Source organism: Ekhidna sp. ABH4_415 (assembly GCF_056161305.1).
Genome location: NZ_JBSWYW010000005.1, coordinates 225,728 through 246,420 on the forward strand (window position 1 = coordinate 225,728; position 20,693 = coordinate 246,420).

The 20,693-nt window shown below is 42.2% G+C and carries 18 protein-coding genes; 7 read left to right on the plus strand and 11 right to left on the minus strand.

The genetic code is table 11. The features are described 5' to 3' along the window. Nucleotides 1-8 precede the first annotated feature (8 nt). From gldE to mutY, 3 genes are all read right to left on the minus strand, one after another. Nucleotides 9-1,325 (minus strand): gliding motility-associated protein GldE, encoded by a 1,317-nt coding sequence (gene gldE / locus ACXAH9_RS10285; RefSeq protein WP_474894948.1) that lies wholly within the window; start codon nucleotides 1,323-1,325, stop codon nucleotides 9-11. Nucleotides 1,326-1,386: 61 nt separating this feature from the next. Next, nucleotides 1,387-1,833 (minus strand): single-stranded DNA-binding protein, encoded by a 447-nt coding sequence (locus ACXAH9_RS10290; RefSeq protein ID WP_474894776.1) that lies wholly within the window; start codon nucleotides 1,831-1,833, stop codon nucleotides 1,387-1,389. Between the two features lie 13 nt (nucleotides 1,834-1,846). Next, on the minus strand, nucleotides 1,847-2,905 hold the full coding sequence (mutY, locus tag ACXAH9_RS10295) for an A/G-specific adenine glycosylase (protein ID WP_474894949.1): 1,059 nt from the start codon (nucleotides 2,903-2,905) through the stop codon (nucleotides 1,847-1,849). A gap of 92 nt (nucleotides 2,906-2,997) precedes the next feature. Here mutY and ACXAH9_RS10300 point away from each other — a divergent pair, with 92 nt between their 5' ends. From ACXAH9_RS10300 to lipA, 7 genes are all read left to right on the plus strand, one after another. After that, a complete protein-coding gene (locus ACXAH9_RS10300) occupies nucleotides 2,998-3,288 on the plus strand; it encodes an HU family DNA-binding protein (protein ID WP_089355061.1) in 291 nt (96 codons plus the stop codon). After that, on the plus strand, nucleotides 3,285-4,070 hold the full coding sequence (locus ACXAH9_RS10305) for a tetratricopeptide repeat protein (RefSeq protein ID WP_474894777.1): 786 nt from the start codon (nucleotides 3,285-3,287) through the stop codon (nucleotides 4,068-4,070). Before ACXAH9_RS10300 ends, ACXAH9_RS10305 begins: the two co-directional genes overlap by 4 nt. A 144-nt stretch (nucleotides 4,071-4,214) precedes the next feature. Then, nucleotides 4,215-5,765 carry an Rne/Rng family ribonuclease gene (locus ACXAH9_RS10310; RefSeq protein WP_349566125.1) on the plus strand — a complete coding sequence of 517 codons (1,551 nt, stop codon included), beginning with the start codon at nucleotides 4,215-4,217 and terminating at the stop codon, nucleotides 5,763-5,765. Between the two features lie 81 nt (nucleotides 5,766-5,846). Further along, a complete protein-coding gene (locus ACXAH9_RS10315; RefSeq protein WP_474894778.1) occupies nucleotides 5,847-7,160 on the plus strand; it encodes a hypothetical protein in 1,314 nt (437 codons plus the stop codon). Between the two features lie 25 nt (nucleotides 7,161-7,185). Beyond that, nucleotides 7,186-7,557, plus strand: a complete 372-nt coding sequence (gene ytxJ / locus ACXAH9_RS10320; RefSeq protein WP_474894779.1) for a bacillithiol system redox-active protein YtxJ — start codon at nucleotides 7,186-7,188, stop codon at nucleotides 7,555-7,557. A gap of 42 nt (nucleotides 7,558-7,599) precedes the next feature. After that, a complete protein-coding gene (locus tag ACXAH9_RS10325; protein WP_474894780.1) occupies nucleotides 7,600-8,307 on the plus strand; it encodes a hypothetical protein in 708 nt (235 codons plus the stop codon). 54 nt (nucleotides 8,308-8,361) lie between these two features. Beyond that, nucleotides 8,362-9,246, plus strand: a complete 885-nt coding sequence (lipA, locus tag ACXAH9_RS10330) for a lipoyl synthase (RefSeq protein WP_474894781.1) — start codon at nucleotides 8,362-8,364, stop codon at nucleotides 9,244-9,246. Here the strand turns inward: lipA and ACXAH9_RS10335 are convergent. The 8 genes from ACXAH9_RS10335 to rimO form a co-directional block, all read right to left on the minus strand. Continuing rightward, the gene (locus ACXAH9_RS10335; RefSeq protein ID WP_474894782.1) at nucleotides 9,243-10,445 is read right to left on the minus strand and encodes a hypothetical protein; all 1,203 of its coding nucleotides are present in this window, start codon (nucleotides 10,443-10,445) and stop codon (nucleotides 9,243-9,245) included. The genes lipA and ACXAH9_RS10335 overlap by 4 nt on opposite strands. A 1-nt stretch (nucleotide 10,446) precedes the next feature. Then, a complete protein-coding gene (locus ACXAH9_RS10340) occupies nucleotides 10,447-13,443 on the minus strand; it encodes an ATP-binding cassette domain-containing protein (protein WP_474894783.1) in 2,997 nt (998 codons plus the stop codon). Between the two features lie 109 nt (nucleotides 13,444-13,552). Then, nucleotides 13,553-14,455: a hypothetical protein gene (locus tag ACXAH9_RS10345; protein ID WP_474894784.1), complete on the minus strand. Its 903-nt coding sequence runs from the start codon at nucleotides 14,453-14,455 to the stop codon at nucleotides 13,553-13,555. 36 nt (nucleotides 14,456-14,491) lie between these two features. Next, the gene (locus ACXAH9_RS10350; protein ID WP_474894785.1) at nucleotides 14,492-15,367 is read right to left on the minus strand and encodes a bestrophin family protein; all 876 of its coding nucleotides are present in this window, start codon (nucleotides 15,365-15,367) and stop codon (nucleotides 14,492-14,494) included. Nucleotides 15,368-15,406: 39 nt separating this feature from the next. After that, nucleotides 15,407-16,555, minus strand: coding sequence for a glycoside hydrolase family 3 protein (locus tag ACXAH9_RS10355; protein WP_474894786.1), 1,149 nt, complete (start codon nucleotides 16,553-16,555; stop codon nucleotides 15,407-15,409). Further along, complete coding sequence (locus ACXAH9_RS10360; RefSeq protein WP_474894787.1) at nucleotides 16,555-17,640, minus strand: alanine racemase; 1,086 nt, start codon at nucleotides 17,638-17,640, stop codon at nucleotides 16,555-16,557. Before ACXAH9_RS10360 ends, ACXAH9_RS10355 begins: the two co-directional genes overlap by 1 nt. Nucleotides 17,641-17,691: 51 nt before the next feature. Beyond that, nucleotides 17,692-19,245 carry a bacillithiol biosynthesis cysteine-adding enzyme BshC gene (gene bshC / locus ACXAH9_RS10365; RefSeq protein WP_474894788.1) on the minus strand — a complete coding sequence of 518 codons (1,554 nt, stop codon included), beginning with the start codon at nucleotides 19,243-19,245 and terminating at the stop codon, nucleotides 17,692-17,694. 16 nt (nucleotides 19,246-19,261) lie between these two features. Next, entirely contained in the window at nucleotides 19,262-20,578 is a 1,317-nt protein-coding gene (gene rimO / locus ACXAH9_RS10370) for a 30S ribosomal protein S12 methylthiotransferase RimO (protein WP_474894789.1), read from the minus strand. Nucleotides 20,579-20,693: the final 115 nt, after the last annotated feature.

Here is a 20,693-nt window from a genome sequence, read left to right on the forward strand (position 1 = left end):
AGCTGAGACTAATCTTCAAACCCTGCAACGTTACTTTTATCAGAGTTGATATAGACACGCAGACGTTTGATTCTTTTTTGGTCTACGGCCACTACAGTAAACACAAAATGACCAAAGCGAATTTTCTCTCCGGCACTAGGCATCTTGGTATTTAATTCTAAAACTAAACCACCCAGTGATTCGCTTTCTCCTTTAACAGAATCAAAGAGGGCAATGTCTGAATCGGTAATCTTGCAAAAATCATTTAATGAGGTCTTTCCTTCAAAAATGAATGTTTGATTATCAAGCTTGTTATAGGCCACATCACTTTCGTCATCAAACTCATCGTTGATTTCCCCCACAATTTCTTCAATCACGTCTTCCATGGTGATGAGTCCGGCAGTTCCTCCATACTCGTCAATCACCACGGCGATATGCACTTGCTTTTCCTGAAAGTCTTTGAAGAGGTCATCAATTTTTTTGCTCTCAGGAACAAAGAATGCGGGGCGAAGTAATTCCTGCCATTTGAAATCGTCTTCTTGTTCAATGTGAGGAAGCAGGTCTTTGATGTAGAGAATGCCTTCAATTTTATCAACCGTTTCCGTGAAGATCGGAATTCGGGAATAGCCGGTCTTATTGATCTGGTTCATGAGTTCATGAAAGTCCGTTTCAATATCGATGGCTGTGATATCCATCCGAGCTTTCATCACCTGTTTCACTGAAAGCGTACCAAAATTTACAATCCCCTTTAGGATCCCTTTCTCCTCTTCGCTCACTTCTTCTTTTTCCACCGAAATCTCTAGCGCTTGGTTGATTTCTTCTACTGAAAGGTTGTACCCTTTCTTTTCCATCCGTCGCTCTATTAATCCGGTAATACTCATCAGAAACCATGAGATAGGTTTGAAAATCTTGTATGAAAGCAAGAGCATTCCTGAGGTCAGCTTAGCAAAAGCGGTCCCGTTATGGTTGGCATAGACCTTAGGAATAATTTCTCCGAAGAAAATAATCAGGATAGTGATTGAGGAAGTAAGAATGACAATGGTAAGTCCCTGCTTTCCTTCGTCTCCTACAATTTGCCAAGTGGCAAACGTAGATATGGTCACAATGAAAATATTGACCAGGTTATTTAGGATCAGAATAGTAGCCAACAGTCTTTTTGGATGGTGTAGCAACTGACTAATACGTTGCTCTCTTACATCAACAGATGCATTGAACTCTTTGATCTGGTTGTGAGTAAAAGAAAAGAATGCAACCTCCGAACCTGAGATCAGGCCGGACAGTCCAAGCAACACCAATACCACTAACCCATTAATGAGGTAGAATGAAAATGGCATGTCTGCCATCATACTCAATAAAACCGAGGGGAATGGATCGTCTAAAGATGGTTCCAACTAGTATAAGGTTTGTTTAAAATGGCAGATCGTCAGTGGCATCACTGGATATATCCTGCGATGGTGCGGACTCCTGCATCGGCTGGCTTTGGCTCTGCTGATAATCACCTCCTTGCTGAGATGAACCTCCGCCACTACCACCAAGCATGGTCATGTTGTCTCCCACTACTTCGGTGGTGTATCTTGTCACACCATCTTTTTCCCAGGAGCGGGTACGGAGTTTTCCTTCCACATAAATCATATCGCCCTTCTTCACGTATTTTTCTGCTACCTCTGCCAGGCCTCTCCATAGCACTACGTTATGCCACTCGGTTTGTTCCCTTTTTTCACCCGTTTGTCGGTCTTTGTATGATTCTGAAGTTGCCATGGAAAAATTGGCTACTGTTGCTCCATTTTCAAGGTGACGAACTTCAGGGTCTTTACCGAGACGCCCAACTAGGATTACTTTATTTACTCCGGACATAATTCTTAATGATTTAAGTGATACCTATTCGTTGTAGGTAATTTACGATTAGTTTGGGTTTTGGCAAATTTAGCACTTCCTCTGCGGAATACTGTTTGAGTGAGCTCTTTTTGGTGACTGTTTTTGTAGCATCTTCAGAAATGGAAACTGTATAGAATGTGGCGAGGATTTTTTGATGGCTGAGGATGTGCTTAAATGGTTCGGATATTTCTTCCAGATTCAGGTTCGATATCCCGAAAGCTTTTTGAATTTCTTCCATCACCTCACCTTCACTGGTGGCCCCTTCAATCAGATAAAAATCAAATAAGCCGCCCCACACATCTTTCTCAACCCGCTCTTTTAGTAAAAAGCTGTCCTGATTTTTAAAAACGACATAATGAAAGTAACGATCCCGGACTTTGGTTTTTCCTGTTTTGACAGGAAGAGCTTTTTGATTCTTATGCTGATACGCAAAGCAGTCTAATCGAAAAGTACAATCCTCGCACCGAGGATTTGGGGCGCAGACCGTGGCTCCATACTCCATCATTGCCTGGTTGAATGTTCCAGGGAGCCCTTTCGAAATTTCTTCGGAGAGGATTTTTTCAAACACTTTCCTGGTTGAGGCTTTAGAAATATCTGCCTCGATCCCAAAATACCTGGAAGCAAAACGAAACACATTTCCATCCACCACCGGTCGTGGTTCATCAAAACAAATAGAAGAGATTGCAGCAGCAGTATATGGCCCTATTCCTTTCAGTTTTAAAATCTCTGAATAAGTAGAAGGGAATTCTCCACCAAGCTCATGGGCTACATATTTGGCGGTAGCATGCATATTTCTCGCTCTGGAATAGTATCCTAGCCCCTGCCAGAGGCGCAACACTTTTTCTTCAGCAGCATCGGCCAGGTCCTGAATGGAAGGGTAGGTTTCAACAAATCTCTGCCAGTAGGGCATTCCTTGCTCTACCCGGGTTTGTTGTAGGATGATTTCAGACAACCAGACCGGGTACGGGTCTTTTGTATTTCGCCAGGGAAGATCTCGCTTTCTCTCTGTATACCAATTAATTAGCCTTTCGGCAAATGTTTTCCCTTCGATGACTTAATAATTTAGAAATCCTTTTTTTATGTGAAGGTGCAAATTTAATTTTGGCCTCCCAATTTTAACACCCACCTATAAACCAGACAGTTGTGACAAAAGCTGATGTGATAAACGAAATATCGGATAAGACAGGAATTGACAAAGCAGATGTGCAGGCTTCAGTAGAAGCGTTCTTCACAGTTGTAAAAAATAACATGGCCAATGGAGAGAATGTTTACGTGAGGGGATTCGGGAGCTTTGTGAATAAGAAGCGAGCCAAGAAGATCGCACGAAATATCTCCAAGAATACCGCCATTGTAATTGACGAGCACTACATTCCGTCATTCAAGCCTTCCAAAATTTTTGTTGAGAAGATTAAAAACTCCCCGAAAATCAAGTGACAAGAGCCCAGTTAATTCTTGTGCTTGGAGCCATCGCTTTGGTGGTTATTCTATTCCAACTTCCAAGGAGTGTTGTGGAAAATGAGCAGCTTCAGGAGGTGACAAACTCGCAAAGTCACTCAATGGAAATGCCTCAAGAAGTTGAAACTCAGATCGATGAGTTAAGAAGATTGGTTGAGGAGGAAGATAATATTGATAAAAAAGCTAACTTTGCGCACTCTTTGGCGAGACGCTATCTCGATTACGGGGTAGTAGATAGTGCGGTGAGTTATGCAGATAGGATTCAGGAGTGGACGGAAGGCCCTTCTGAACAGGTTGCAGACATTTATTTCACAGCTTACGAACGTTCAGCTGGACCAGAGCAAGCAAAGAAATACGCACTTAAAGCCAGAGAAATTTTACAAGCCCTTATGGATAAAGATCCGGGGAACCTGGTAGTGAAGAACCGATTGGCCATGACATTGGTTGTCTCTGAAAATCCCATGGCTGGGATAAACATGCTAAGAGAAATTTTAGTTGAAGACGAGACCAACCGACAAGCAATTTTGAACCTGGGATTGCTTGCAATCCAAAGTGGTCAGTTTGATCGAGCCAGGGAGCGTTTTGAGAATCTTGTATCGATGGATTCTGCAGACCATGAAGCAAAGCTTTATCTCGCAGTTTCATTGATGGAAATAAATCAACAATTGCAGGCCCGCCTGCTTTTGGAGGAAATCATGGCGACACAGGACTCCATTCCGGCCATCAAAATGATGGCGAATGATTACCTGAATAGCCTTTAAAACATTTTAAAAACTTTTAAAAATTAGAAACTATGCCTTGCGGTAAAAAAAGAAAGAGACATAAGATCTCTACTCACAAGAGAAAGAAGAGACTTAGAAAAAACAGACATAAGAAAAAGTAATCGGCACCTATAATCAATCGCTATGAGTAATGAACTAGTCATTAACTCAACTCGCGAGGGATGTCGTATTGCTTTACTTAAGGATAAAAGGCTAGTAGAATTTCATCAGGACGGAGGAGGACAAACCTTCAACGTAGGTGATATTTATCTTGGATCTGTTAAGAAAGTAGTTCAGGGTTTGAATGCTGCTTTCATTGATCTGGGATATGAAAAAGATGCCTTTTTACACTATCTGGACCTGGGACCACAGGTTCAATCACTTAATAAGTTCACCAAGCTGACACTGGCAAAAAAACTGAATAGCACAAGGCTGGCAGGTTTTAAAGGAGAGCCGGATATCAATAAGCTTGGGAAAATGAACCAAGTCCTTACAAAGGGACAGAAGATTTTAGTGCAGGTAGTAAAGGAGCCTATTTCTACGAAGGGCCCACGACTTTCATGCGAGTTGTCATTGGCAGGTAGATACCTGGTAATGGTGCCGTTTTCAAACACGGTAAATGTTTCAAAAAAAATTACAGATGCCAACGAGCGTAAGCGCTTGCAGCGTCTGATTAGCTCCATCAAACCAGAAGGATTTGGTGTGATCATTCGTACCGTTGCAATGGGAAAGGATGTGAAGGAGCTTGACACAGATCTTCGAAACCTTGTTGATCGATGGGATGAGGGTATGAAAGCCCTCCGGACGGCAAAGCCCAAAGACAAGGTAATAGGTGAAATGAATCGCGCCAATTCTATACTGCGCGATGTATTAAACGAAAGCTTTGATAGCATTCAGGTAGATGACAAAGACCTTTATCAGGAAATCAAAACTTTTGTAAAGGGGATTGCTCCTGATAAGGAGAAGATTCTAAAACAATACACAGGAAAAGCTAAGATTTTTGAAGCTACCGGAGTAGAAAAGCAGATGAAGACCTCATTTGGTCAATCTGTAAGTATGCTCAATGGGGGTTATCTGATCATCGAGCACACGGAAGCACTTCATGTGATCGATGTAAACAGTGGAAATAAATCCAACAAGGAGGATAACCAGGAAGACACGGCACTTAAGGTAAATCTGGATGCAGCAGAAGAGATTGCTCGTCAGCTCAGGCTGAGAGACATGGGCGGCATTATTGTGGTGGACTTTATCGATATGCGGAAAATAGAGAACAAGAAGAAGCTCTATGCTAAGATGAAGGAGGCCATGAAAGACGATCGTTCCAAACATACTATCCTGCCACTTTCCAAGTTCGGATTAATGGAAATCACGCGTCAGCGTGTGCGTCCTGAACTTTCCATTACAACCAAGGAGGTTTGCCCAACTTGTAGCGGAACAGGAAAAATCTCAGCTTCTATCCAGGTAGCGGATCAGGTGGAGAATACCATTAAATACTTCTTCGAATCGCAAAATGAGAAGAAAATAACGGTGGCATTACACCCGTATCTGTATACCTACTTTACAGCCGGAATTTTTTCAAGAAGGGTTAAATGGTTTTTGAAATATTTTCGTTGGGTTAACATGGTGGAGGACAGTTCAAAAGCCCTCACCGAGTTTGAAGTGCTCAACGCTCAGGGAGAGCCGATACAGATTTAGCAAGCTGGCTGATAGGTACCGTTTCGACCAAATCGTTGAGATTATCACCTAAATTACTAACCTTTGGGTGATAGGCATTAGATGAAAAGGTTTCTGATCATAGCATTTTTGATTGGCACGGCGGTGTATACCGCCGATGCTCAATTGATCGAAGACTCTGATCGGAGACTAAAGACGAAGAAGGTTGAAAGGAAGGGGTTCCTTTTTTTCAGGAGCAAGAAAAAGCCAAAAAACAGTGAGGGAATACCTCGTGGAGATAATAGAACATCTCCAAGATATTCCAGTGCCTCTTCCCCATTCAAGCTTTCGGGATCCACTTCTCCAAGGTATTCACCATCAAAGGATCGTCAGAGAAGATACTCCGCACGACCCAGATACTCCGGCGGCAGCCCATTTAAAGGAAAAGACTATAAAGTCACACCTCGATATTCTTTTGGCAACCCTTTCAGAGGAAGCAAATACAAAAGCTCACCCAGGTATTCCGGTGGCAATCCTTTCCGGGGAAGTGATTATAAAAGGAATATCCGCTATTCAGCAGGGAGTCCATTCAAAGGGCGCGATTACATAGTTGCGCCAAGGTATTCACCCGCTAATCCTTTCCGAGGAAAAGATTACAAAGTGAATATTCGCTATTCAGCAGGTAGTCCATTTAAGGGACGGGATTATAAAGTTACGCCAAGGTACTCAAGGTCTAATCCATTCAGAGAGAAAGATTACAAAATAAATGTTCGTTACTCACAAGGATCGCCATTTCGTGGTAAAGACTATAATGTCACTCCTCGCTATTCTCAGGGGATGCCGTTCAGAGGAAAGGATTATCGGATTACACCACGCTATTCTGCAGGAAGCCCTTTCAAAGGGCGTGATTATAAGGTTACTCCGAGGTACTCTCAAGGAATGCCATTCAGAGGGAAAGATTATCATGTCAACCCTAGATATTCCCAGGGGATGCCCTTTAGGGGAAAGGATTATCATGTGAATCCAAGGTATTCGAAAGGGATGCCCTTCAGAGGAAAAGACTACAATGTAAAGCCTCGTTACTCAGCTGGCTCACCTTTCAGAGGTGTAGACTTCAAGGTTCGTCCACGTTATACGGGTACTAAAATAAGATGGTTTGGAAATGCCAGAGAATGGGGAGAAGCTAAATATTATCAGGAGTCATCGTTATGGGAGGGGGACATGAAGAGGAGCAGACCCAGGATTGGAGATCAACACCCTAGCAGCAACTATCACATAGCTATGAAGTTCAATAGTCCTAAGGTTAGAAAGATGTTTAGGAAATGGAATATTTTCTGGACTCGGCTAAATGGGAACAGTCAAAACTCAAAAGGTGTTAAGAGTCCAGAGAAGGAGCCGAAGTTTGATAAGAAGGAGCGTGTGATCTGGAATAATTAACATAGGCTAATAATCAAGAAATTAAATGTTATCAAAGATTTTTTCGAAAGGAGAGAAGATAGAAGTACCGTGGACCAACCTGACATCCGTTGATCAACTGGAAGAAGTAGACAAGAAATCCAGAGAGAAGCCTGTACTTCTATTCAAGCATAGCACCCGGTGTTCTATAAGTGCCATGTCATTAGCTCGCTTTGAGCGATCGTATGCAGAGGAAGCCTCTTTTGAACCCTACTTTTTAGACCTGATTTCTAATCGAGACGTATCAAATGCTATTGCGGAGCGCTATGGAGTGAGGCATGAATCTCCACAGGCGATCCTGGTAAAGGATGGAAAGGCGGTATTCCATTCTTCACACATGGGGATCAGTTATTCTGAACTTAATGATTACGCTCATTAACCTTAGGGACTTGCGCATTATTTTTGTTATGATTAAGCGCCCATGAAAAAGCTAGCTATATTCATATTTCTCTCAGCCCCACTATTAGGAAGCGCACAGCTCTTTGAAGGAGAGGAATTTGAGTATACCTCCGAGTGGATCTGGGGGATCAACAAAAACACAAATGGAGGACTCATTGGGGGCTTGATATTGCGTCATAGCAGAAAGAAAGGGAATAATGTTTATCACACTTTTGGGCTCGAGCTTTCCAACGTTAAGCACCCGAGTGAAGCAAGATATATTGGTTTAAGTGGAGCAGGATTTATCTATGGTAAATCAAACTATCTCTATGCCATCCGTACTAATTATGGCTTGGAGCGTCTCATGTTCAAAAAAGCCAACCAACAGGGAGTCCAAATCAGTGCAGCAGTAGCCGGCGGTCCAACTTTTGGCTTAGTTTCACCTTATTATGTCTTAGGTGCTGATCAGCAATACGAACCTTTTAGTGTGGTCAGACATCCCTCACCCCAAAATATTGCCGGACCAGGAAAACTTTTTCAAGGGTTGGGAGATGCTAAACTTGAAATGGGCCTTCATACCAAAGGATCCATTTTCTTCGAGTTTGGGACGTATAGAAGCAACGTTGCGGGCATAGAAGTTGGTGTCATGGCAGAGGCATTTACGAAAGAAATTGAGCTAGTCCCAACCCAGCCGAACAAATCTGTTTTTACTTCTGTTTTCTTCACATTATTCTGGGGGACCCGAAAATAGAGGAATCTCCTTCAGTCCTGTTAGATTTGCACTTTTACATCTGAATAGTAGCGTATGATTGATTTACCAGTAGTAGAAAAACCGGAAAGAAAGAAAAAGCCTAAATGGTTGCGAGTGAAGCTTCCTGTAGGGGAGAATTATGCCAAGGTGCGCAAACTGGTGGATCAGCATAAACTTCATACCATTTGTGAAAGTGGTAACTGTCCCAATATGGGTGAATGCTGGGGAGAAGGAACAGCCACATTTATGATCCTGGGAAATGTGTGTACCCGAAGCTGTACCTTCTGTGCTGTAGCAACGGGACGACCACCGGAATATGATGAAGAAGAACCAAAGCGTGTAGCGGAAGCGATCAAGCTGATGGGGGTGAAGCATGCAGTGCTTACCTCAGTGAACAGAGATGAGCTGAAGGACAGAGGTGCAGAGATTTGGTATCAGACGGTGGTGGAAACCAAAAAGCTATCTCCGGAAACCACGATTGAGACGTTGATTCCAGATGTGAAAGGAAACTGGGACGCTCTCTATCGCATGATAGAAGCTGGTCAGGAAGTAGTCTCTCATAATATGGAGACAGTAGAAAGCCTATACAGAAGGGTACGACCCCAAGCCAAATATTACAGAAGTCTTGAGCAAATCAAGCTGACCAATGAGGCTGGAAAGAGAACCAAATCTGGTATCATGCTTGGGCTGGGAGAAACGGATGAGGAGGTTTATAAGGCGATGGATGACCTGGTTGAACATGGCCTACATATTTTGACACTTGGTCAATATCTCCAGCCAACAAAGAGACATATCGAAGTAGCTGAGTTTGTACACCCTGATAAATTCGACCACTTCAGAGAAGAGGGATTGAAGAGAGGACTTAAATATGTAGAGTCCGGACCACTAGTGAGATCTTCGTACCATGCAGAGCGACATGTGAACGTGCCGATTGACTAATTGGCCCTCATCTGAAATTGAGCCAACACTTTGTTAGTACAGTCTACAACATAGGAATCAAATTCTCCTTCGGGTAATAGCAGGTTTTTTTCCATGCTTATAATAAACTGATCCACCGGGATAGCGTCAATAGGCTCACCTTTTTTGAGCACAAACAGATGGTACCCTTCAAAAGGAAGAAAGTCTTCAGGCAAAGGATAATTATTGACATCTTCTTTTTGTAGCCAATTTGGTCTGCCATTGATAAAGGCTACACGTGGATGATATACCTGCAAATCAATTCCTCCTTGCTGCACAGGGTCAACCAGGTAGCCATTCGTGTTGTGTTTAAAAACAACTGGTGTATTAATTGGATAAGATTGATACGCATGAGAATAGTATGGATGGATTTTTGTCGGCAAACTTGCATCCGTCATTCTGACTTGATCAATGGTTAGAATATCAAGTCCGGTATTGTTCTTGACCCACCATCCAAGTGGCTTGTACGTAGAGCCGAATTCTTCAAATAGATGTCCATAGCCAACATGAACCAGCACTTTTCCAACAGTATCCCTATTTAGGGTTTGTGAAATAAGATTTACAGCTTGAACTGAATCTCTATGAGTGGAGGATTGTCCCATAAACTGAGTTTCATATGGGATAAGCTGGTAGCCCAAACTTCGAGCTTCACGAATCATATTTCCAAAAGCACTTTCTTGAATATAATAACCTGTTCTATCTATCGCATAGGTTCGATTATTCATCAATGTATCGAAGTAACTCAGTGCTTCTAATGCTAAGTAGCGATATCCCTTTTCCCAAAGAGGTTTTAATAGGCTTGTGGTGAAAACACGATGTTCCCCACAATAATGAGCTTCATTGATCATAGTAAAATGATAGTCTGTGGCATTTATGATAATTTCACTAATTGCGTCCGTGGGCTTATAGTCGTTAAATGTGAATTGAAAGTCTATTTCTTCATTCTGAATGCTAGGTTCATATCTTCGTCTCGATGCATAGATATAGCTGCTTTGATGATCGCCCACAAAAGAGGTAAGAATAGAATTATGCTCATCATTATCATCTTGTCTACTACAGTATTCGGGAAAATGCGTGCTAGCATACTCAACCGCTACCTGGATCTGTTCAACTGAAAGTGTGTTTGATTCCTGAATACAGGATGTAAAAAGTATCAGGAGAAAATATTTGAATACTTTCACTTTAATTCCCTGTTCTCAACAATTTTCTTAACCAATCATAATACACGGCTATAAAGAGCACGACAGTCATCAGCCAAATAATGATGACATTGAAAATCTTTGTATCAATGTAATTCCCGGCGAAATACTTTTCTGGATAGTAGAAGTTGGTTCTGAAATCAAGCGCATGTTCCGGGTGTTCATTTTTTGCATAAACAGGATAAATAAGCTGAACTAGTTCATCTCCTGAAGTAACAACCCTGCGTTTAGTCTGGATATTTTTTACCATAAGCTCAATGCGCTCATTTTCATACTTGTCACGCATGGTCAAAAACTGACTTTCTAACTCAGGAGTGTCTGTGCGCTTAGCGATCAATGCGTCTAGCTCATCTTTCGCCTTTTTCCTGCGAGAATTAAAAAGAGATTGAAGGGTATTCAGAAAGTCGGTAGTCTGTTGATAAACTTCTTCGCTTAATCCTTCAGCTGTTATTTGATCAATTACCGGCAATTTATCCTCTCCGAAAATCCTCAGTTGTTTTCGTAATTCGTTTTGAATGATTTTCAGTTTCAGATCTCGGCCATTAAAATCTTTGTTTTCGTAGCAGTATTGTAAATCCTCCAGCAAGTAGCCTGTATAGTAAACGGATTTATACGTGTTCATGGCCACTTGTCGGTCGAGCGGATAAATATCTTTATTCGAAGGATTGTCCCGAAACTGAGATACAGCCAGTGCCTCATAGGCCCAACGAGAAGCCATCAGTTCTCCGATCAATGGCACCTTTTCCCTGTTGGCAAAGGACTCATTTAACTTATCAAAATTCACTACCACACCACTAAGTATAAGCTGCGGGATGATAAGCAATGGGATCAAAATGTATACAGTGATGACCGAGTTGAATCCGGCGGAAATATTCAGACCTAGAATATTAGCGAAGCATGAAACCGAAAACAAAATGATCCAATACCAGAGTGTCATCCCCTGGATCTCCAGAATTAAGGAGCCAACGATGACAAAAAGAAGTGTCTGGACAGCAGAAAGACAAAAAAGAATAAATGTTTTGGACGATAAGTAGCTGACTTTACTCAAGTGAAGGAAGGCTTCTCTTTTCAAGATCTTCCGATCTTTTATAATCTCCTCAGCACTTACTGTAAGCCCCATAAAAAGAGCTACGATGATGCTCATAAAGAAGAAGACCGGAATGTTTTCGTTTTTATAAAAAGTGTATTCTGCTCCTGGAGGTGCATATTTTGTAATCAGGGCCAGTAGAAGTGCCAGGGCTGGAGCCTCCAGTAAGTTGATCAAGACATATTGTCTGTTACTGATCTTGGCGAGCACGTCTCGTTGCAAGAATATTTTTGCCTGTTTCAGCTTGTTCGGAAGGGCCAGCGATTTTTCGGGCTTGGTTTCCTCCTCTTTGACTGGCTCTACTTCAATGTTATTTACAAACTGCTCATGCCATTGTTCAGGCGAGTACTTACGCTTGTTGGTGAATCTACCATACTCATCCACCACTTTCATTTCAATGATATTGAAGATTTGCTCCGGATTTACATTCCCACACTCAATACAGGCACTTTGATCCCTGTCGATCATGTCGACGATGTTTTTGAAATAGGTGACTGCCTTGACCGGGTTTCCATAATAAATCTGATGACCTCCGGAATCGAGGATCAGCAGCTTGTCAAACATCTTGAAAATCTCAGAGGATGGCTGGTGAATAACTACGAATACCATTTTACCTCTTAAGGACAGCTCCTTTAGCAAGTCCATGATATTTTCCGAATCCCGGGAAGACAGGCCACTCGTAGGTTCGTCTACAAAAAGCACGGAGGGCTCCCTTAGAAGTTCAAGGCCGATATTTAGTCTTTTTCGCTGACCCCCACTGATTGTTTTTTGCAGCGGGTTTCCCACTTTCAAATCTTTTGCCTCAGTCAGACCTAGTGAGTCAAGTGTTTTGGAAACCAGGTCATCCAACACACTTTTTTCCGTGTTGTCAAAGCACAACTTGGCCGCATAGTACAGGTTTTGATACACGGTAAGGTCTTCAATGAGCAAATCATCCTGCGGAACATTTCCAATGATGCCCTCTACTTCTTTTGCGTTTTCGTAAATATCAATTCCGTTTATGCGTACAGACCCACCGGCAGGTTTAGAAGAACCATTTAAAACATTAAAAAGTGTAGATTTTCCAGCTCCACTGCCCCCCATGATAGCCACTAGTTTCCCTCTTGGTTCAGCTATGTTGATGTCGACCAAACCAATATTTCCATTGCTGAATTTGTAGGAGATATTTTCAGCAACAAATGATACGTTTGTTTCAGAAACATCATCTCTGAATATGGCGATGATATCACTGTAGTAAAGACGTTCGGTTCGCTTGCCTTTGATGGAGCTGCCTGTGGAGAAGACTTTGATCTTTCCTGGAGAAATCATTAAACCATTGAGGTTAAGGATGTCTCCACCATAATATTTAAAGAAGCAGGTTTCAATTTTTGGAAGCTTGAAGAAAGCAATATGTCCTTTTAGTCCTTCCAGATAAATCTGCTTCGGACGATCGGGATCATTGGCGCCAGAAACAACTATTGAATACAGGTTGGAATAATTATTAATGTCCCTATTAACTACAAAATGCGTGATGGCGTCAACAATGTCTTCGTCAAACTTGAATTGCTTGCCAATTAGTGAAAGGAGCTCCGCCTCTCGCTCTGTGATTTTTTCATCAGCAATGATTAACTCCATCAAGCGCACCATCACCACAAGTTTTTGCTGTTGCGTTAGCTCATTGTTGATGTTTGTGGTGATTTCCTTTATCTGGCTGTGGTCGTCCTTGCCATTACCGGTCTCTATTTCGTTGACATATTCGTCCAGTATTTTCAGGTAGTGGCGGGTATCGTCACGACTGACATTCTCGTATAGGAATTCACGTACAGTGACTTTCTCCGTCTCATCAACCTCTCCCTCTTCTTTTGCTACTATTACGAGAAGGCGGATGATTGCTTTCAGCAGTTCTTCACTCATGTGGTCAGGTTGGTTTTGGTGATGTTAAAGTTAGGTTATTCGCGCAATCTAAAAATAAAAAAGCCGTCAAGCTTCTGCATGACGGCTCCACAGTCTTTTATCCGATTACTTACTCAACAATTGTGCCCCTGATGCGGCTCACCTCTGCTGAAAGATTATCCAATGTGCTAGGCTGAAGTACGAAATCACCCGTGTTGTTGGCGATTTGTTCTTCTACTTCTGCCAACTCACCGTCATAGATCGCTTTTACTTTTTCAAGTTCAGCTTTCATGCTGGTAACATCTTCTGTTTCAGGCACGTCATTCATTACCTTAAGCAGATCGTTAAGAGAGGTTTTCTGATCCATCACAATTTTTACAAGCGGCTCAAGGATCAACGTTCTGGATTCTTCCGGAAGATCATCCGGATAATTATTTACGATGCTGGTTGAGATATAAACCCCTTCAATCCAGCTACCAGCCAGAAGTAGAGCAGCACTGTTTAGCTCGTCCAATTCGCTCAATCGTGCCCCAGATTTTTCCATAATTTCATTGATGATCACGGCCAATGAGTCTTTGTTTTCCATGTTTGACTCAAACCTGGAGATCATGCCATAGTCGATAGCTTCAGCAACTCCGACTGGAGCTGCAAGCTTTTGACATTCACCCATGTAATCAAGTGCCATTTCAGACTTTTCATAAGACGCCAGGTAGCCAATGTCAGTAGCATATACTCCCAGATTAAGTGCTGCCTTGGACTCACTGGCTTGGTATGATTCCATTTTTTCAATTGAGTTTATTAGGCTTGCATCGAACTCAGCACCCGCATTCATCAAAAGGTAAGGCACTTCAGATGGAGGAGGCAGGTCTTTCAATACTTTGGACACATCAGCGGCTACTTGCTCCTTCGCTGCATCAAACTCAGATGATGCATCTGATGAAGACTCTTCTTTGCTGCTTCCTCCCCCACAGGAAGAAACTAGTAGAGCTGCAGCAAGTGCAAGAGAGGAAAGTTTAAGTTGATTGAATTTCATAATATCAGGTTTAAAAAGCGATTTTAAATTGCCAATTTAGTTATTGTTGAAAATTTCTATAATGTTCTTTTTGATCTTCACGCACAGTTCGTCCAAAGGAAGGTCATTAATATCTCTACCAAATGGATCTTCAATCTCTTCAGAGATCAGCTCTACGCTCATCAAAAAATAAAAAGCAACTACCACCAAAATGATAGACCAGTAACCAAACTCTCCAATAAAAGTCATCGGGAGTGTGATACAATAGATGAAAAGGAACTTCTTGATGAACATGCTGTACGAGTAAGGAATAGGTGTAGACTTGATTCGCTCACATGCGCCTATAATGTCGGTGAACCCTTTGATTTCCTTATCAAGAATGAAAAGTTTATCCGCAGAGATCAACCCTCGTTTGTTCATGTCCATCACACGTTCCATCAATATTTTGTTAATGATGTTGGGACGGTGGTTGCTGTTTATGATTCGCTCCTTTACTTTTTCATCGTAAAAATCCATCTCCCCCACAAGAATGCTGTTTCGCAGATGGTTCTTCATTGCGAAAGTGATATTAGGAATCATCTTCTTAAAAAAGAGCCGATCTTCCTTGGCATCTAGAGGGATAAACGTAGTTATTTTAATAGACAGCTGGCGGGTGTCATTTACCAACTGGCCCCAAAGCTTTCTTCCTTCCCACCACCGATCGTAAGCAGTATTAGTTCTAAGAACCAGAAACAAACCGAGGATTACTCCAAGAATAGAGTGAAAGGCTTTGGTGTCTTCAATGGTGATCTGCAATACATCTATGAATAGAAAACACAGGATAGTGGTGAGCACTCCTGCAAACATGATGAGGGGGAATAGCGCTCTTATTACATATCTGCTATAGACATCAAAGATGAGCGAAAACCACGATTTGGGATTGTATTGGATCATGGATTGGTGAAGATAGTAAAATCAGTTTTTATTATATACTTAGTTGTAGGCACGGAGCTTATTTTTCAATGATCGGTAATAATCCGAGTCACAAAGTCCCGTTTCCGTTTTCAGTTTCATGATTCGCTTGTAAGACTGATAAATACGTTCACGAGTGATGATCCCCTCAAAAAGCAAGTCCTTAATAATGGCGTGGACAGTGCTCGCAGAAACCATGTTGAAATCTTTTACATTGTTGGCAAACATGAGCATGTCTACACCAGCTTCGATTGAAAGTTTTATAGCCTCTCGCAAGCCATACTCATTGTCTATTGCTCCCATTTGCATGTCATCTGAAATGATCACACCTTCAAACCCCAGAAACTCCCGAAGCATTCCGGTTACAATTTTTTTGGAAAGAGTAGCTGGATTTTTGGAGCCGTCCAATGTTTTATTAACGATGTGAGCGGTCATAACAGCCTTAACCACACCACTATCAATGAGTGCCCGATATGGATACATTTCTTCCAATTGCCATGTTTCAGTAACATCTGTTAGGCCCAGGTGTGTGTCGCTTCGGCTACTTCCATGACCGGGAAAATGTTTTAATACTGGAACCACCCCTCTTTTATTATGAATGGAGATCACCTCATATGCTTGCCGGATCACCTCATTATAGTCTGATGAAAAGCTTCTACCAATCCTTCCGATTACCGGATTGCGGGAGTTTAGGTTGACATCTACGACCGGAGCATAATTCATGTTAATACCAAAGCTGCTAAGGAGGCGTGCAGTTTGGTTCGCGTAAAAGCGTGTGGAATCCAGGTTATTCATATCGCCCAGGTATTGGGCCGAAACATTCTTTGGAAATCCATACCGTGTTTTCATGCGAGTCACCCTTCCACCTTCTTCATCAATGCTGATAAAGAGAGGAATAGAGGCATTTTTTTGAAGCGTTTCAACCAATAGGGCCAGCTCTGGTTTTGGGCTTTCAAAAAGGATGTTTTTTTCGTATAGAACCACTCCTCCAACCTTACCACTTTTAATCTCTTTAAAAATGGGTTCGCTTTCATTAACCAGATCAAAATCCCCAATCCCGATCATGATCATCTGTCCAATCATGATATCAATCGTATCTTTTGGTGGGTCGGTTTTGGAAAATCCTAAGGTGGCGAGTACAATAAAAAGCAGTAAAAGTGTTTTGCGCATCAGTTTTTCAACATCTTTTCAATCTTCTCTCCATCTGTGGAGAGATAGAATCCTTGTAAATCAGCAGTAAGGCACGAATGTACAGGAAGAATACCAATCACATCGCCAACTTTTACATGAGCGAGTGCTTTTTCTGCTAATTTAATGATGCCATGCTCCTGAGAGAGGCGATCTACTTGACCCAGGATTTCTGTATTCCAGCTACCATTTTCAAGTTTGACCATTTTGCCATAGCAGGTTCGGTCCTTACCCATGATATCCTTTTCAATTATCATGTCTTTGGATAAGTGCACCCCTCCTCCATATACCACCACTTCATTGCGATCCTTGTGAACGGCCACTACCGGACATGCCAGGCAAACGGCGATATCTTCTACCGAACAAGACCCAATGTTGTGCTGCATCCAGTCATAGAAAACAAAATTTCCGGGACGGAGCTCATCAAATGCCGATAGGTCTTCCACCAGACTACATGACGGGGTGTCTCCATAGGAGAGTATTCCCCCGAACGTTTCTTTTAGGTGTGCCAAATCCTTAACAGACTTGTCGTAAATCCATTTAACACTTTCATAGTCAGTGGAACCATACGTGTGTCCTGCATGTGCGAGAAACCCTTTGAACAGAGCAGTATCACTGGCACCTTTGACTAGCTTACCAATTAGCTCTTCGTTTCTGGGGTCAATTCCGGTTCGGTGCGTCCCAATATCAATCTTGATGAAATAGCCGGCTGAGTGCGTAACATGATTTTTTGCATGATCCAGGCTTTCTTCAGATTCTATAAGGATGTTTAGCTCAACCTTTTTTGCTAACTCATTTATTTCAGTTGCTTCCAACAGATTGTATGGAAAGGCTATGGTGATGTCTTCCCAGCCATGATTTGCAAAATATTGAGCCATTGAGACTGAACTCACCGTACAGGAGGTGACTCCTTTAGATTTAAACCAATTGCCTATTTCTCCCGAAAAATGTGTTTTGAAATGGGGTCTGAGAGTGGCGTTGGAGGCGTTTGCCTTATTGAACATGCGGTCAATGTTTTTTAGACACCTGACCTTATCTACCAGGAGAGTGGGTGTTTTAATTTCCATAAGCTGAATACTAGTTGACTAGTGAAAGATAAAAAGCAATCACCGTATCTTCTACAAATACATTAAATACATCTGATAGTCAAATGCATCGAAAGTATTCAAGAGCTTTCGTAGAAACGCCGGGTCTTTGAGGTAGAAATTGAGGAAATTGTCTTTTCGCTCCTGAAGACTACCTCCCGGGAAAAGCACTTCTTTCACAGATTCAATTTGTCTTCTACGATCTTCGTAGAGACGCTTTTCTGCTCGAACCAATTTCTTCTCTGCCTTTTCAATGCGTTTGGAAAATGAGGCATGAAGGGCTTCAATGTGCTTAACAAGTGTTGGGTCTACTTCTCCAGCCTTACTCTTGAGTGAACCCTCTAGTTCCTTCAACTTTTTAAGTTCCTCATTATAAGAAATCACATGATCGCTATTCGCCTTCACCCATTTTTCAAAGGCGTTCTCACTGCCAAGGAAAAAGTCAGATTGAGAAAGCCCTGTTTTTTCCCATTTGGTTGCGGCTGTTTCTGGTACTACCAGCGCAAAGTTTCTGGGCATCAATAATGGGAAGGCTGTTTTGAAGTGATCGAAAACACCTTTTAGCTGCAGCCAGTAAATCGCCTCTGAAGGGCCGCCAACATAAGCCAGATTGGGCAGAATAGTTTCCTGAAATAGTGGACGGAGTATAACATTTGGACTAAACCGCTCCGGATGATCCTTGATCAACGAACGCATTTCCTCTTCACTAAAAGTAATATCCGTATCCAGTACCTGAAATCCACTTTTCGTTTTTTCTATACGTTCCCGAACACCCTTATCTAAGTAAAAGAAATTGATTTGACGCGCGGTGACTTGCGTCTTGTATCCTTTATCCTCAAGAGCCGAGGATGTTTTTGACACAAATTTTTCTGAGCTATGCTCAAAAAGATCATCCTTGATAATTGGTGTGAACATCTTTTTCAAATCTGGATGATCAGCATCTACGACAACAAGCCCCTCGCTTCCAAAAAGATGATTGACATATGCTCTTGCTGCATCAGCCAGAGTTTTCTGAGAATACGCCTCTTTGAAAAACTCAGCTCCTTTGGGAAGTTTATCTACGATCTCTTTTAGCCCGGATGGATCGAAATGCCCAACAGCCCCTGACTGATCAGTATTCCACTCATATTTTTTCCCTTCAAAAAAGAAGTGGTTGATTTCTTCAAAATCATGATCTTCACTGGCCATCCAATAAACGGGAACAAAGTTGTAATCGGGGTACGCTTGCTTCAGTGTTTTGCAAGCGTTGATCACAGTCACAATTTTGTAAATGAAGTAAAGCGGACCCGTGAGAATATTGAGCTGGTGCCCGGTGGTAATGGTAAAGGTCTTTGAATCAGCCAATGCTTCAATGTTTTGCAAAACTGCACTGCTGGTGTCAAGCTGTTCGTATTGCTCTTTCAGAACCTCAAGTAAAACAATACGATTCTCATCCTTAAAGTGACGCTTTTGGATAGTTTTTTCAAAGTTCTCAACTGTAGGAAAATCGTTATAGAAAGGAGCAAGCTCTTTCTTTTGGTTGATGTAGTCTATAAAAAACTGAGAAAAACAGTCGGTCTCGTCTAAAGGGATGGTTTCGGTGCGCACGCTTTAGTAAAGTGGATTATTGCTTAATTGGTTCGCCATACAGATCAAAAGCTGTAGCGTCGGTAATTTTTACCTGGGCGAAATCTCCAATTCGCAAGTATGAATGGTCGGCAGGTATGATCACTTCATTGTCCACCTCAGGTGAGTCGTACTCTGTCCTTCCAATAAAGGAACCGCTCTCCATCCGGTCAATTAACACCTTAAACTCCTTACCAACTTTCTCCTCATTGATGCTCATGGAAATTTCTTCCTGCAAATCCATTACGGCATTTGCGCGCTCTTGTTTGGTTTCATCAGGCACATCGTCTTCAAAATTGTATGAGTGGGTGTTTTCCTCATGCGAGTAGGTGAAGATCCCCAGTCGTTCGAATCGGTTCTTCTCTACAAAGTCCAACATCTCTTCAAAGTCTTCCTGTGTTTCTCCCGGGTGACCTGCTATTAGTGTTGTACGAATGGCAATGTCAGGAACCTTACTTCGCATTTTATCCAGTAATGCTTCCGTCTTTTCTCTGGTGGTTCCTCGCCGCATCATCTTCAGCATATTTGTGGAGGCATGCTGCAGCGGAATATCAAGGTAGTTGCAGATGTTGGGTCGCTTAGCCATCACATCCAACACATCTTCAGGAAAACCTGTTGGGAAAGCATAGTGCAGTCGGATCCATTCCAGCCCTTCCACATCAGCTAGACGATCCATTAATTCAGCGAGATTTCGCTTCTTGTAAAGGTCCAACCCGTAATAAGTAGAGTCCTGGGCAATGAGTAAAATTTCTTTGGTTCCCTGTCTTACCAATGATTCTGCCTCGGCAATGACTTGTTCCATCGGTTTGGAAACGTGCTTGCCACGCATAAGCGGGATTGCACAGAAACTACACGGACGATCACATCCTTCTGCGATTTTTAAGTAAGCGTAATGATTGCTTGTGGTAAGAATTCGTTCACCGAGCAACTCTTTTTTATAGTCTGCTTTGAATTTCTTTAGTAGTGCTGGTAGGTCACCTGTGCCAAACCAAGCATCTACATCGGGTATTTCCTCTTTCAATTCTTCTTTGTAGCGCTGGGATAGACAGCCCGATACGTACACTTTCTCAACTAATCCTTCCTGCTTTGCATCCACATAGCGCAGAATGGTGTCTATAGACTCCTGCTTCGCATTGTCAATAAAACCACAGGTATTTACCACTACCACGTTCGCATCGTCCTTGGTAGACTCATGTGTGGCATCAATGTTGTTTCCCCTCAGCTGTGTCAGCATCACTTCAGAATCCACCAGGTTTTTGGAGCACCCGAGCGTGACAATGTTGACTTTTGTTTTCTTTAACCCCTTCGTTTTCATGACATTAATAGAACCCTGTGATCTTATTTTGGTTCATTCTCTTTTGAGGGTGCAAAGCTAATGGAATATGAAGTGTTTGTCGTTTAGCTAAGTCCATTTGTCTCCCTTCGGAGGG